Origin of the sequence: Postechiella marina, from assembly GCF_039538365.1 — a bacterium.
Taxonomy (GTDB): domain Bacteria; phylum Bacteroidota; class Bacteroidia; order Flavobacteriales; family Flavobacteriaceae; genus Postechiella; species Postechiella marina.
On sequence record NZ_BAABCA010000005.1, the window covers coordinates 242,566 to 258,497 of the forward strand.

Below are 15,932 nucleotides of genomic sequence, written 5' to 3' on the forward strand. Positions count from 1 at the left end.
CAATTATTTTATTTTTTAGACCAACCTTTTTTTACCCCCTTTAAGTAACCAATGGCCCAACCACTACCTTTTTGAGAACACCAAAACACATCTTCTCTATATGGGTCTGGTTTAATATCTACAATACGGTCTTGTTGGCCTAATCCATTATTTATTTTTTCCCAAGATTTACCTCCATCCAAAGACAGATAAGCTCCTGGATTTAACATCGCATTTTTATTTTTTGTTCTAGGCGGCAATGGCACAGAAACAGTAATAATATCTGGATTTACCGGCGATGTTTCGCACTGCCATACATAAGGCATATGGAATATACGCTCCCAAGACTTTCCGTTATTTTTACTCCTCCAAACGCCACCACCTAAATCTGTAGCCTCCTCATTTCCGCAAGAAATAAACATGTGCTTTGTCTTTCTATCTATAAAAACATTGTTTACAAATTGTATCTCGTCAGGAATAGAAACTTTTTTCCAATCGCCCCCTTTATTAGTTGATTTATACAAACCTCCTTGTTCATCATTTACTGCTGCATATAAGGTTTCTGGATTTTCCGGATCTAACACCATGCGTCTAAAACTTGCTGTTTTATGTAAACCTTTTGTGCTTAACTCCCAAGTGTAACCACCATCGAATGAGCGATAAAAACCATAATCTCCTTTAGTTAGTTTTTTTGCATAAGGTCCTGCAACCTGCGAAATTGGTTTACGCGTTGCACAAAAATACATGTTATTTGGGTTTACTGGGTCTATGGTTAATGAGTTTACAAACACCAATCGCATATGTGTTGGTACATCGGCATCAAAAATATGAGCAATGTTTTCCCATGTTTTTCCTCCATCTACAGACTTACGCACTTTACCTCTATTATTCTGTCTATAAGACATAAAATAAATAATATCTGGATTATTTGGATGTACCGCTACAGTACCAGCAGAATGCGAGCCACCATGATGAATTTGTCCTTCTATCTGCTCTACAGCCACATCCATTTTATCTGGATGATTATCTAGCGATGTAGTTTGCCATAAACCATGCTCGCCACTACATAGTAAATACCTATCTTTTATTCCTGTTTCTAATAACATGGTTCTTCCTGGTAAATTACTTCCACCACGACCGACCCAATGCTTACTTCCTGGAGCGGTTTCATAATCATCAATTTGCTCCCATGTTTCGCCTCCATTTTTAGATTGCAACACTTGTTGATCTAAGCATATATAAGCAGTTCCATCAGCACTTAATTCTAAAAAACGATTTCCCCAAGATTCTTCTCTTCTATCCATTTCTGGTTGCATATGGGCAAAAGTTGTATTCATGTTTACTCGATTATTTCTAGATTGCCAATATGCTTTATCTTGACCATCTAACCAGTATTTCCCCTCTCTAGATACCGCTTTCCATGTTTTTCCGCCATCGTTAGATTTCCATACGCCACCAGGTAAAAAAGCTTTATCGTGCTTACTATTATGCGATAAATAAATTTCGTTTTTATTATTAGGATTTACCTGAATACGATGCCAAATATCCAACACTTCTGTTGGTAATTTAGCATACTTTGCTCTAACATCTTTTACATTAGTTTGAAACCAAAACGCCAAAGAATTCCAGTATTTATTATGTACAGTTTTACTAGAAATCTGATTCATATCTACAGCTAAATTACCTGTTATACTTTGCCAAGTCTTACCACTATCTATACTTTTATAAACACCTCCTTTTGTACTTACGGTGTTGCCTTTTGGAATAAATGCTGTTTGATCTATTAAATAAACTATAAACTCTTTAGTTTTTTTATCAAAATAAAAGTCGATATCTCTAGGACGATTAACTGGAAGTCCTACTGCACTCGATTTCCATGTTTCCCCTTGATTGTTACTTCTAAAAACCCCTTCATTTGTTACAGCGATAAGTATTTTTGAATTATTAGGATTAACAACAATTCTTCCTACATCGATGGTCTTTGACTTTCCTATCTTGAATTCTTCCCATGTTTTACCTTTATTAGTACTTCGAAAAATTGTATTAGGATACAATCTACCTACTTGTCCATTTTGATGTCTCCAATTCTTTTTAACATTCCAAAAATCACCTATACCTATGTACCAATTTTTATCGTTTGATGGATCTACAACAATATCTGAAAGGCGACCTTTAAACGATTTAACCTCTTCCCAGCTTCTTCCTGTATCTAGTGTTTTATATAATTTGCCCCCACTAGAAATGGCAAAACCGAAAGCCGAGTTTTGATGAGAAAAAGTAAATCGTCTTACTCTAGCTAAGTCTTTACCTATTCCGTTAGCATTTTTAATGGTTTTCCAGCTTTTTCCAGCATCCCAAGAGCCATAAGTATTATACATATCTGGAGACATCATAATAACATTCTTATCTGTTGGATGACACCAAAACTCTTCACAATACCCAGACATTCCTGGTCCTACTTGTCGCCAATCTACCAAATTTGATGATGCAACTTCTTGAGATTGCAACTTTTTAAAATACGCTTTATCAAGTTGTGCATTCGCAGAACAATTCAATAATAAAACAGCAATAATTAATATAACTCTATTCATTTTCAATAAATTATAATTTTTAAGTATAGCTTTAGTCCTTTAACCAACCGTTAGTCGTTCCATTTAAATATGATACAAACCAACCACAACCCCACGAAGCACACCAAAGCACATCTTTATTGTATGGATCGGGTTTAACATCTACTATTTTGTTTGGTTGCCCTAAACCTTTATTAATTTTTATCCAACTTTTGGCCCCATCTTGAGATAGATAAACGCCTGGATTTTTAAATTGATCTCTCGCTTTACCAGCTTGTCCTGCAACACTAATTACAATAATATCTTCGTCTATAGGAGATGTTTCTACCTGCCATACAAAAGGTGCTTTAAAAATTTGTTTCCACGATTTACCTTTATCCTTACTTCTCCATACTCCTCCTTCTTCATAAGAACCTGTTCGTCTACCCGTGGCTATGTATATGTTTTGACTGTTTCTATCTACAAAAACATTATTTACAGCCTTAATTTCTGACGGGATTTTAATTTTAGACCATGATGAGCCTTTATTTATTGTTTTATATAGACCTCCATCGTTATCATTAAGAGCTGCATAAATTGTATTAGGATTTTTAGGATCTAATTGTATTCTACGCACACTTGCACCTTTATGGAAGCCTTTATTACTTAACTCCCAAGTATATCCTCCATCAAAAGAACGGTAAAAACCTAAACCTCCTTTTGTTAATGTTGCTGTACCATCTCCTACTTCAGCTATTGGTTTCTTAATAGTACAGAAATACATATTTTTAGGATTATTGGGGTCTATAGTTAAAGAATATTGAGGTACTAATCCTCTGTAACTAGGGTTACTTCCTTCTAAAATAGTAGAAATATTCTCCCATGTTTTCCCTCCATCTGTAGTTTTTCTTAATTTACCTCTGTGCTCTTGCCTCCATGCCAAAGAGTAAATCGTGTTTGGATCTTTAGGATGAACAGCCATGGTTGCTGTAGAATGTTGACCATGATTACCACTGTGATCATGCACTTGACCGTCTATTTGCTCTACAGCTACAGCTTGCTTATTTGGCCAACCATCTAAATCTGTTGTTTGCCACAAGCCATGTTCGCCACTTGCTAACAATCGTCTTTCTTTTATACCTGTTTCGTGAAGCATGTATCGTCCAGGTAAATCACTACCACCACGACCTATCCATTTTTTACTTCCTGGAGATGTTTCATAATCATCTACCTGCTTCCAGGTTTTACCATGATCGACAGATTTTAATGTTTGTTGATCTATGCCTATAAAGACCTCGCCCTTAACATTAATAGCTAGCATACGATTACCCGAACGAGCTGGCTGATTGTCCATAAACGTTTGCAAATGTGCAAACGCAACATTGGTTCCTGTTGGGTTATTTCTAGCAGACCAATAATTTGTATCTTTTTTACTTCTCCAATATTGGCCTTGTCTTGCACATGCAATCCATGTTTTACCTCCATCTTCTGTTTTCCAAAGATCTCCTGGTCCAAAAGTTTTATCGTGCTTTTTATTAAAAGCTACATAAATCTCATCTTTATTTAAAGGATTTACTACCAAACGGTTAAAAACAGGCAAAGTTTGTTTTGGTAATGTTTTTAAACTAGATTTAATATTTTTTTTAGACTCTCCAAACCAATTTGCAATTGTATTATAATACCTATCTATTTCTGGAGAAAAACTTATCTCGTTTAAATCGATATACAAATTCCCTGTAATATTTTGCCAAGTTTTACCATTATTAGAACTTTTATAAACACCACCTTTCGCTGTAGTTGTATTTCCATTTTTCTCGTATACTGTTTGCTCGATTAAATACAATTGAAATTCTCCTGTTTTTTCATTGTAAAACGATGTTAAATCTCTTGGTAAGTTATTTGGCAAGCCTGTATTTGAAGGCTCCCAAGTTTTCCCGCTATTTTTACTAGTATATACACCGTAATTGGTAGCAATAAAAATGTGATCAGGATTTTTAGGGTGGTAAATAATTCTAGCTACATCTAAGTCTTCAGAAATATTGGTAGCAATCTTTGTCCATGATTTACCTCCATTAACTGTTTTTAAAATGTATCCATAACTTGCTCTATTATGAAATACACCTCGAATATTTTTTAAACTTCTATGGTTATTCTTTACATTCCAAAAATCGCCAGCACCAATTAACCACTCTTTATCATTTTTAGGGTGTATTGCTATTTTGGTATGCGCGTTACTAACATGTTTGCCTTTTTCTCTAGGTATTTTATAAATTTCCTTCCAACTTTTACCTTTATTTTCGCTAGTATAAACTCCTCCTGCTCGTTCTAAAGCTACGCCAAAATTTGGATTTTGTTTAGAAAACACAATATCAAGCACACGTTCCATATCGGTACCATTACCATCAGAATCTTTAATAGTATGCCAAGATTTACCAGCATCCCAAGTACCAAAACTTACATGCATATCTGGCCCCATAAACATAACATTAGGATCTGTTGGGTGACACCAAAACTCTTCGTTATACCCAGACATACCTGGACCAAAATTTTTCCACTCTACAGATTGATTAGATATAACTCTTTCATTTTTTATTTTCTTAAAAAAACTCTTTTGTTTTTTTGATAATTGAGCATTTGCCTTTATACATAAAGCAAAAAGCAACATTAAAATCACATTTTTTTTCATTGCTGTTTTTTTTATAAACTATTAAAGCTTCAACTTATAATCATGAGAACCAGGGGCAAAATTACTTCTATAAACCTTTGTTCCTGTAACACGACTTCCTTTACCCCAACCAACTTCAACTCTGTTATCTCCTAGTACAATATTTATAAGTTTTTCTTTCATTTTTTTAGCTATTTTTTGATATTTTTTATCAAAAGCTAAATTATTTACTTCATGCGGATCTGCTTTCATATCGTACAATGCCGGATCTAAATCTTGGTATGATGCATTAAGTGCCCATTCCATATGCTTTCCTCTAATTTTATCTGGACGTGTTTGAATAGAAAACATGTAGTCTTTAGTTCGAATAAAAGCTCTAGGCCCTGTTACAGCGTGTGCTTCTCCAACCACATAATCTCTTTTTGGTGCCTGTCTAGAAACTTGTTTAGCCATATCGATACCATCTAAATAACTAAACTTCTCGTCTTTAATATTTGCACCAGCAGCAGCTAGAATGGTAGGTGCTACATCAACAAACTCTGTAAACTCTCGTACAACCTTGCCTTCTGGAAATTTATTTTTATCTGAAGAAATAACAACAATAGGATTATGAGAATCAATATCCCAAGGTGTAAATTTAGAAACAGCACCATGGTCGTTTAATTTCCAACCATGATCTCCATTGACATAAACGATTAAGTATGGCTTATTTTTCTTTTTATTATACGCTATAAAATCGTCTACCGATTTACCAACCAAAGCATCACCATAAGCACAAAACGCAAAATAGTCTTGAATCATTTTTTGTTTTTCTTCATCTGTAAAATGATCTGTATAACTACTTTTTACCTGTTTTAAGAATTGCTTAGGCATTGATTTTAATTCCTTTTCATTAAAATTAGGCACTTTGTATGTATACTTTTTAAATCGTTCTCTGTAAGATGCTGGTGGTAAAACCGGTGTATGGGGAAAATCGAAGCCTATATAGAAAAACTGTGGTTTTTCTTCGTTTATAGCATTAATTGTTTGAGAGCCGAATGAAAATTTATCGTTTTCATTTTTTAAATAGGCTTCAAATATTTTAGAGTAAAACCCATCTCTTGTTTCTCCTGCTTTTCTTGAACTTACACCTGCTAGAATACCTGGAGAAAATGGTGTTTGCGGACCTTTCTTTTTATTATAATGTCTTAATAAATCGTATTTTTTATGAGCCTTTGCAGCTGTTCCTTTATATTTAGGATATTCTTTTTCTAATCGTTCTGATATATATTCAAACTCACCATTTTGAGTTACAAAGTACTCCATACTCTTAAATGGTTTATCTAACTTTTTACCATCCATTTCATAAAACCAATCTTTACCCCATCCTGTAAAACCATCTTTTCTTAATTGTTTAAAATCGATATTATTTTGATAAATATTATAATTTTTTGATTTTCCATTTTCAACAGTTTTTAATCGTACCCCTAACTTACCAATTCTTAAAGTTTGGTACCCTAAACTGGCCAATTGTTCTGGAAACGTTGGTTCACTATGTTCTGCTTTATTATGATGATACTCAAACTCGTAAACACCAGAACGAAATGGGTATCTTCCAGAATGCATAGATGCCCTAGAGGGTGCACATCCTGAGGCTTGACAATAAGTATTTATAAATGTAGTTCCCATATTAGTTAAACGATCTATATTTGGAGACTCCACATAACCTAACGTACTCATTTCGTTTCCTGTTAGCATTTTATTAAATGAACGAACAGCATCGTAACGGTGATCGTCTGTTACAATCCAAAGGATGTTTGGTTGCTCTTGGGCAAATGTATTTTTTACCAATCCTAATAAAATTAGTAGTCCTATAAATATTTTATTTTTCATTCTTTACAATGTTTTACAATTTCAACTTAAAATCATGAGCTCCTGAAGCAAAATTGCTACGGTGTACTTTTGTTCCTATTGCTTTAGTACTCTTGCCATAATTATCTCCTCCCCAATTTATTTCTGCTCTACCATCGCCAATAACTATATCTAAAAGTTTCTTTTTCATTTTTATAGCAACCTCTTTATACTCTGGATTTAAAGCAAGATTATTTATTTCATTCGGATCTAAAGTTGTGTTATACAATGCGGGGTCTAAGTCTATGTAAGAAGCACTCATAGCCCAATCCATGTTTACTCCTCTTTTAGAATTTGGACGCGTTTTAACCGAAAACATAAAGTCTTTTGTTCTAATATATGCTCTTGGTCCAATAGCGTGATGACTTTCCCCTATTACATAATCTCTTTTAGGAGCTTTACCAGAAACTACTTTAGCTAAATCTAAGCCATCTAAATAGCTGTATTTTTTTTGTTTTATATTAGCGCCAGCAGCATTTAAAATTGTTGGAGCAATATCTACAAACTCTGTAAAATCTTTAACTACTTTACCTGCAGGGAATTTATTTTTATCTGAAGACACCACAATAATTGGGTTATGGCTATCTACATCCCAAGGTGTGTTTTTAGTAATAGCACCATGTTCGTTTAATTTCCAACCATGATCTCCGCAAACGTAAACAATCATCCAAGGTTGCTTCTTATTTTTACTATAGTTTATAAAAGCATCTACAGCATCCCCTATTAAGGCATCGCCGTAGGCACAAAACGCATAATAATCTTGTACCATTTTTTGTTTTTCTTCATCTGTAAAGTCATCAGAATAACTTGAATTTACGCGCTTTTGAAAAGCTTTCGCCATTTTTTTAAATTCTTGATCTGTCAATTCTGGAATTTTATAAGCATGCTTCTGAAAACGATCACGATATTCTTTAGGAGGTAATACAGGCGTATGCGGAAAATCATATCCAATATGAGCAAATAACGGTTTTGATGAGTTAGCTCCATCAAAAGTTACACTACCAACTTTAAATTGTTTGTTTTCATTTTTAAGAAAGTTTACAAAAGCTGTTGTATAGTGTCCGTCTCGTGTTTTTCCATAAGGTTGTGGACTAACACCTGCCAAAACACCTTTATTAAAAACACTTTGTGGCATACCTTTTTTCTTGTTATACTTATAAAAGAGTTCATATTTATCATATGCTTCCTTAGCCATACCTGCTAATTGAGGATTGGCTTTTTCTAATTTTTCAGATTTGTAATATATTGTACCATCTGCATCTTTAAAGTAGGTTACATTTTTTAATGGTTGTTTTAATTTAACTCCGTTTACTTCATTTACTACAGATTGCTTTCCCCATTCTGGTAAGCCTTCATTCTCAATAATTTTAGAATCAATGTCTACTTGATAAACAGGGAATTTAACAGCATTGTTATTTTTTAATGTTCTTATTCGTAAACCTAGTTTACCCACATGCATAGTTTGGTAACCCAAATCCACCATTTCTTCTGGCAGTAAGGGGTAAGAATTTGTAGTGTTATTATTAAAATATTCGAACTGATAAATTCCAGAACGAAACGGATATCGCCCAGTGTGCATTGATGCTCTTGAAGGTGCACAACCTTGTGCTTGGCAATAGGTATTTATAAAGGTAGTACCCATATCTGCCAATCGATCTACTTGTGGAGACTCTACATAACCTAGGGCACTCATTTCTCTATTATGAAGTATTTTATTAAAAGATCTAATAGCATCATAACGTTGATCGTCTGTTAAAATCCAAAGTACATTAGGTTGCTGTGCTTGCGCATATCCTTTATACTTGTTAAAGCCTATAGCTAACAGTAGAAATAGAATTATTTTTGAATTTGTTTTCATAAACTATATTTAAAAAACTATTTATTTTTTACTAATGAATCTACTTTGCCATATCCTCCTTTTGGGGCATCATGAGCTGTAGCATGTAGATCGAATCTTGGAACAACTTTATTTAAAACATCGCGTTCGTTCCTGTGAGCTTCAGACACTTTACTCCAATCTTTAATTTTTGGAAAACTTATTAAGTCTTTAGGGTACTTACTAACATCGTACCATACGTTATTTCCATCTTTCATTACCAAATCGCCTCTAATTATGGTTGTTTCTTTATGGTAACCATAAATCCATTCTCTATGCTTAGGTTTGTCTGTTGTTAAAAAAGGTATTAAACTCTCGCCATTAATTTCATAAGAGTCTGGAATTTTAACACCTCCCAAATCTGCAATTGTTGGAATTAAGTCGGACATATTAGCTAAGGCGTCCTGAGCACCTTTTTTTGTTAAATTCATTCCCGGTGCATATATAATTAATGGCACATGCGTTCCTTTTTGAGAAATTGGGCTTGATTTTCCATAACCACTAGTACCATTATCTGCACAAAAAATGAAGATGGTATTATTTTCTATACCCAACGCTTTAAATTTATTCATGTATTGCCATACCTGATAATCTAGATAATTAACATGCGAATGAATTCCATTTTCTGTAATTGTTCCATAATCATTATAAACACCATTATCTCCTGTTACCTTTGGTGTTGTACGTGTATATTTTTTACCATCCCAACTAATTTTTGGTGTCCCAGGCCATTTACCTTTAGTGTTTGGATTTAAAAAATCCCAAGCATCATGCCCTAAGTGGCTTGTGTGATATACAAAAAAAGGTTCGTTTGCTTTTGCCTTACGTTCTATAAAATCGAATGTGAATTCGAGCTCTACATCTGGGCCAAAAGTATGAAGTCCAAACCTGTTTTTAGACGCCTCATCATTAGGCCACCAAACATATTTTTCTTTAGCCTTAGGATGATTCATTAATTGCACGTGTGGTTGCCAATACCAACCAGACTGTACATAACTTTTTTTATGAATAGGTTTATTGGTATCTGCATTGTAAATTAATTTTTTACCGTTTTCTTTTCTAGTTTCTAACCTAAAATCTGTGGTATGAATTGCTTTGTTATAAGAACCTTCTCCAGGAGTAAAACAACCTTCGTCAAAAGGAAACCCTTCAATATTCATTTGGGTTTTCCCTGCCCAAAACGTTGCGTACCCACCAGCTTTTGCTACATGAGCAATAGAATGGGGAGAACTTTCATATAAATCCCAAGTCCCTTTGCCATTAGGAGCTTTTCCTTTGTCTTTATTATGCCACCATTTATGCAAATGTGCATAACGTCCAGTCATCATCATGGCACGACTAGGCCCACAAACTGTAGATGCCCAAGCTGTTTTTATATAACACCCTTCTTCGGCAAGTTTATCTAATACGGGCGTTTTTGCCTTGTATTGAATATCTTGAGTTGTTCCTCCTTCTGGCGGACTCCAAACTGTTGCTCCATAAATTGGCAACTCTCTTGCACTTATATCATCTGCAAAAAGTAAAACAATATTGGGTTTCTTATTTTGTGCTTTTATAACTATTGAAAATAACACAGTTACAACAACTAAGGTTCTTCCTAAAATTCTCATATGTCTCTTAATATTTTTTCTTGATATTTGAATAATCTTTCCCTCTTATTTCCTCAAACTCGGCTAAAAGTTTTTTAAGCATTTTTGGGTTTGACTTTGCCAAATTATGCTCTTCAGAAACATCCTTTTTTAAATTATAAAGTTGGTATTCTTGACTTATTCCAGTTTCTAAACTTGTATTTTTGCTTACAGCGATACCTTTATAAGGAGGAATCATTACCCAATCTCCTGTTCTATAGCTTGTTTTAGAACCAGCTTCTAACACTAAACTTTTTCTTCCCTTTTTACTTTTACCTAGTAATGTTGACAAAATATCTTCGCTATCATTTACATCTGCATCTACGCCTGTTAAACTTGCTAAAGATGCTAAAAGATCTATTTGACAAACCAAAGCGTTAGATACTTGTGGTTTTACCGTTCCTTTCCAATACACCATAAAAGGAACACGGGTACCAGCATCAAATAAACTATACTTACCACCTCTTAATTTCCCAGCTGGTGTGTGCTTACCTAATTTTTCGATAGCATTATCATAATAACCATCTTGTAAAACAGGACCGTTGTCGCTAGAAAATATAATAAGTGTATTTTCTAAAAGTCCTTCGTCTTTTAAAGTTTTCATGAATTGACCAATTACCCAATCGGCCTCTAAAATAACATCGCCTCTTGGTCCCATTCCAGACTTTCCTACAAAACGTGGATGCGGTGTTCTTGGAACGTGCGGTTGTTGTAAAGCATAGTATAAAAAGAAAGGTTCCTTTTTATGATTTTTTACATATTCTTGGGCTTTTACAAGAAAATGATCTGCCATATCTACATCGCTCCATTTTGCTGCTTCTCCACCCTTCATATAACCAATTCTAGGAATTCCATTTACAATACTATTGTTATGCCCATGGTGCCATTTCATTGTTGTTAACTCTGGATTGTCTTTACCAGTTGGTTCTCCTTCAAAATTTTTCTTATAGCTTACAAAAATTGGATCTTTAGGATCTAGACCATCTACACGCCCATTTTTTATGTATACTGTTGGTGTTCTATCTTGCGTAGCTGCCAGAATGTATGCTTCATCAAAACCTACTTCGTTTGGCCCTGGGGTAATATGTGCGTTCCAATCAACATTTCCTGCTCCTAATCCTAAATGCCATTTACCAACAATAGCTGTTTGATAACCTGCACGCTTAAACATTTTTGGTAAGGTTTCCTGTTTTGTTGTAATAATTAAAGGCGCAGAACCTGGAAGGATTTTTGCTTTTTTATTTCTCCAAGGATAAACTCCCGTTAACAAACCAAATCTACTTGGTGTACAAGTGGCAGATGTGGCATAACCATTAGTAAATTTAATTCCTTTATTTGCTAATACATCCATGTTTGGGGTATTTAACTCGGTAGCACCATATGCGCTTAAATCTCCATAACCTAAATCGTCTAAATAAATAACGACTACATTAGGTTTGTTTGATTGCCCATTTACATAGTTTGTAAATAATAACACAGAAAAAAGTAATACTAATATCGATTTTTTTAAAACCATTTTTTAAATTTTTATACTTGAATTTTTACCTTATTAAAAAACATTTTTTTAATATAAAATCTATTTTAACAACACTTAAGTTTATTATACATGCTTCCATATTAATGCATACAGACGCTAAAAAAGATTTAGTTATGCTATTTTACCCCAAATTCTTATTTATTATAATACGATATGTTCATTATACAGCAAGGGATGTTCTTTTTAAGCTTTGTATAGTATATACACATAATATACACACTTTACCTAAGCCTTACAAAAAACAACACAAACATCTACAAATCAATAAGTTATTGCTTATGAAATTATCGTGATTTAGAAAATACTCTTTAGCATCAAATTAACTACCCCTGTTTTCATATATAAAATAGGTTTTAAATATGAAGACATAAACTTAACTGCTTTTAATTATACTTTTTAACCATTTGTAATAGTAAATAACACTCTTAATCAATAAATAAATATATAACTTGGTTAATTTTGAAATCAAACAAAATGACTTAAAAATGCAAAAAACTACGCTTTTATTCTTCATAATTATATACCCATTACAATTGATATTTGGGCAAAATATTTATGTGGCAACCAACGGAAATGATAGTAATGATGGATCGATAAACAATCCATATAAAACTTTTAGCAAAGCTGTATCTGTTATGTCTGCAGGCGATGTGTGCATTATAAGAGCAGGTGTTTATAATGAGCCTTTAATTATAAATAAAAACGGAACTGTAAACAATTATCTTACATTTAAATCTGCCGAAGGTGAAACTGTAGAAATAAAAGCTACAAATACCGTTAATGGTTGGCAACAACATAGTGGAAACATTTACAAGGCCAATGTTAATATGTCTATAGATAGTAGGTTTAGAGCCATATACCATAATAAGGAATATATGGATTTAGCAAGGTGGCCAAACAATACAGATAATAACCGTTGGACTATAGACTGTGTACCTGTAACTGGAGGTGACGGATCTCAATTTTTAGCAAACAACATACCCAATATAGACTGGACAGGTGGTTTAGTTTATTACTTAGGTGCACATTCTGGCGCTAGCTGGACCCGAACTATTACAAGTAGTACAACATCTACAATAAACCATACAGGTGTCGATATAAACAAATGGCCTTTTACACCTCATAACCCTACTGTATGGCGAAACAACCCTAATAACAATAGAGGACAATTGTATTTATTTAATAAATTAGAAGCTCTTGATTATGCCAGAGAATGGTATTACGATAGCACAACAAATACCCTTTATTTTCAAACTGAAAATGGAGCTATGCCCGCCAATAATACGGTAGAATATGCTGTAAATAAGTTTGCTGTAGAATTAAAAGGTGATTATATTAAAATTGAAGGTATCTCCATTTTTGGAGGAAGTATAGAAATTTATAATGGCGCAGATAATAATATTATTTTAAACTGTAAAATTACACATGGCAGCGAAGGTCATGACAGTTTAACCAATACAGGAGCTAATGTTGGCGAAGCATCTATTCGCGTTCTAGGAGAAAATACTTTAGTAAAAGGCTGTACCATTAACCATAGCTCTGTAAATGGTATTAGCATAGAAAAATGGGCAGGTGCACACAACACTGTAATAGAAGAGAATTATATTAGTAATATAGACTATGTAGGCATACACGCAACACCTATTAGATCGAGCGCTACCAATGTTAAAATATTAAAAAATACAATTGTAAACGCTGGTAGAGACGGTATGTATGTTAATGGCGAGAATTGTGAAATAGCTTATAACGACGTATCTCATGCCGAGCTAATAAATAGTGATTCTGGTGTGTTTTACACCGTTGGAAATAGCAATTTAAAAAATACAGAAATACATCACAATTGGTTTCACGACTCCACCGCTCCAAGCTATTCGCACGAAGTGGGCAAACCAGGAAAAGCTGCGGGTATTTACTTAGATAACAATAGTAAAGGTTATACCGTGCACCATAATGTTGTGTGGAATGTATCATGGACTGGATACCAAGTAAACTGGAACAACACTTATTTAGACTTTTTTCACAACACCCTTTGGAACCCACAAAACGCTACTGGCACATGGATAAACGGGTATACACAAGAAAACAACAAGGTTTACAATAACTTTGCAAGTACAGGCGATTGGTTTAGCGAAGCAAATTCTAATGCTTTTGATATTCAAAGCAATTTAATAACTACGACATCTCCTTTTGAAGATGTAAATACTCAAAATTTTATGCCAAAATCTGGCAGCTCTGTAGTAGATCAAGCCATGGGTATTTCTGGTTTTACAAAACCTTACAAAGGTACTGCTCCAGACATTGGAGCTTACGAATTTGGAGGCACCGCATGGACTGCAGGTGTTAATGCCATCGAAGATACTGGAGAACCTTTAAGTACTAATGATTTTTTAACTCACACAGACCTTAAACTATTCCCAAACCCTACACAAGATAATTTAACTGTTAAATTTTCTATGCACACTAACCAAATCACTTTAAACATATATTCTATTTTAGGACGATTAGTAAAAACAGTTAAACTTGATAAAACTACTAATAAAGAAGTAAGTATAGATGTTAAAAACTTATCTCGTGGCACCTATTTACTTAAAATTTTAACAGATAACACAATACAAACACGTAAGTTTATAAAAAACTAAAGCTTAACAATACACAATAAAATAAAAGCGTTGTAAAAAATCTTTTTTAAACAACGCTTTTCTACTTAAAAAAAGTAATACAAACCGGAGAAAGTACTTCTTGTGTACTAAACAGCTCTTTTAAATTACCATCTTCTAGAATTTTATAAACTATAACATCATTAGAGTCTTGTAAACAAGCTATTAGCAACTTACCATTGGGAGCTATATTAAACTCTCGTAAAGTCTTGCCTTTTGTATAGGTGTAGCTTACAAACTCCAAGCCTTCTCCTTTAATTTTAAATAATGATATAGCTTCTTGTGTTCTATTAGCTGCGTATAAAAATTTATTATTAGGATGTAACCTTATAGCAGAAGCGCTTGGAGTTTTGGCAAAAGAATGTGGTAATGTTTTATATGTATCTATACTTTTAAAACCATCTTTACCTAACTTTAAAACAGATATATTACCTGTTAATTCATTTAATAAATAACCAAGCATTCCGTTTTTAGAAAAAACAACATGTCTAGGTCCATTACCTTGCTCTATATTAATATCTTTTTTATTGTTTAGTTGCAATTTTCCATTAATAAAAACATATGCTTTTAATTTATCTATTCCCAAATCTGGAACAAAAACATCTTTATTATTAGACAAAACTACAGATTGATGCGCATGTGCACTTTCTTGCCTTTTGGTATTTATACTTTTACCTAAATGCTTATGGTTTATTATAAAAGGTAACAACTCACCATTAAAATTAACATTAAACTGAAGCACATTACCCGAGCCATAACAAGACACAATAACACTAGAATTTGCATAAGTAATATGGCATGGTAAATCCCCGCTAATTAATTGCTCGTTAATATACTCCAACGAAAAATCATCTTTAATTCTAAAAGCCATTACTTTAGGCTTGTCTTTAGCCAGAACCTCTGTTATAGTATATAAAAATTTATTGTTACTGCTTATAGCTAAATACGCTGGGTTAACAACCTTTGTTTTATGCAAAACCTGTAAATGTCCTGTTTCTGTATTTAATGCAACAGAATAAATACCTTTTCCAGAACCTCCAAAAACTGGAGAAATCATTTTTGTATAAGAACCAATAAAAAAATTTAAAATCATCTACTTTTATTTGTATGGTAAATGTCTTAAAAATATTTAATCTAAAATAGAGGATTTC

Annotated in this window: 8 protein-coding genes; 1 reads left to right on the top strand and 7 read right to left on the bottom strand. The window is 33.4% G+C overall.

Going from position 1 to position 15,932, the window contains the following annotated elements:
• Window positions 1-8 precede the first annotated feature (8 nt).
• Genes ABD715_RS12625 through ABD715_RS12650 form a run of 6 tightly spaced genes read right to left on the bottom strand, consistent with a single transcriptional unit; the run spans window position 9 to window position 12,103 of the window.
• Window positions 9-2,570 carry a WD40/YVTN/BNR-like repeat-containing protein gene (locus tag ABD715_RS12625; protein ID WP_344788615.1) on the bottom strand — a complete coding sequence of 854 codons (2,562 nt, stop codon included), beginning with the start codon at window positions 2,568-2,570 and terminating at the stop codon, window positions 9-11.
• 31 nt (window positions 2,571-2,601) lie between these two features.
• Entirely contained in the window at window positions 2,602-5,214 is a 2,613-nt protein-coding gene (locus ABD715_RS12630) for a VPS10 domain-containing protein (protein WP_344788616.1), read from the bottom strand.
• A 21-nt stretch (window positions 5,215-5,235) separates the two neighbouring features.
• The gene (locus ABD715_RS12635) at window positions 5,236-7,065 is read right to left on the bottom strand and encodes a sulfatase-like hydrolase/transferase (protein ID WP_344788617.1); all 1,830 of its coding nucleotides are present in this window, start codon (window positions 7,063-7,065) and stop codon (window positions 5,236-5,238) included.
• A gap of 13 nt (window positions 7,066-7,078) precedes the next feature.
• A complete protein-coding gene (locus tag ABD715_RS12640; protein ID WP_344788618.1) occupies window positions 7,079-8,941 on the bottom strand; it encodes a sulfatase-like hydrolase/transferase in 1,863 nt (620 codons plus the stop codon).
• A gap of 17 nt (window positions 8,942-8,958) precedes the next feature.
• A complete protein-coding gene (locus ABD715_RS12645; RefSeq protein WP_344788619.1) occupies window positions 8,959-10,569 on the bottom strand; it encodes a sulfatase-like hydrolase/transferase in 1,611 nt (536 codons plus the stop codon).
• A gap of 7 nt (window positions 10,570-10,576) precedes the next feature.
• Window positions 10,577-12,103: a sulfatase family protein gene (locus ABD715_RS12650; protein WP_344788621.1), complete on the bottom strand. Its 1,527-nt coding sequence runs from the start codon at window positions 12,101-12,103 to the stop codon at window positions 10,577-10,579.
• 506 nt (window positions 12,104-12,609) lie between these two features.
• Here ABD715_RS12650 and ABD715_RS12655 point away from each other — a divergent pair.
• On the top strand, window positions 12,610-14,763 hold the full coding sequence (locus tag ABD715_RS12655) for a T9SS type A sorting domain-containing protein (RefSeq protein ID WP_344788622.1): 2,154 nt from the start codon (window positions 12,610-12,612) through the stop codon (window positions 14,761-14,763).
• A gap of 61 nt (window positions 14,764-14,824) precedes the next feature.
• On the opposite strand, the gene ABD715_RS12660 is transcribed toward ABD715_RS12655, so the two are convergent.
• Complete coding sequence (locus ABD715_RS12660; RefSeq protein WP_344788623.1) at window positions 14,825-15,874, bottom strand: lactonase family protein; 1,050 nt, start codon at window positions 15,872-15,874, stop codon at window positions 14,825-14,827.
• Window positions 15,875-15,932: the final 58 nt, after the last annotated feature.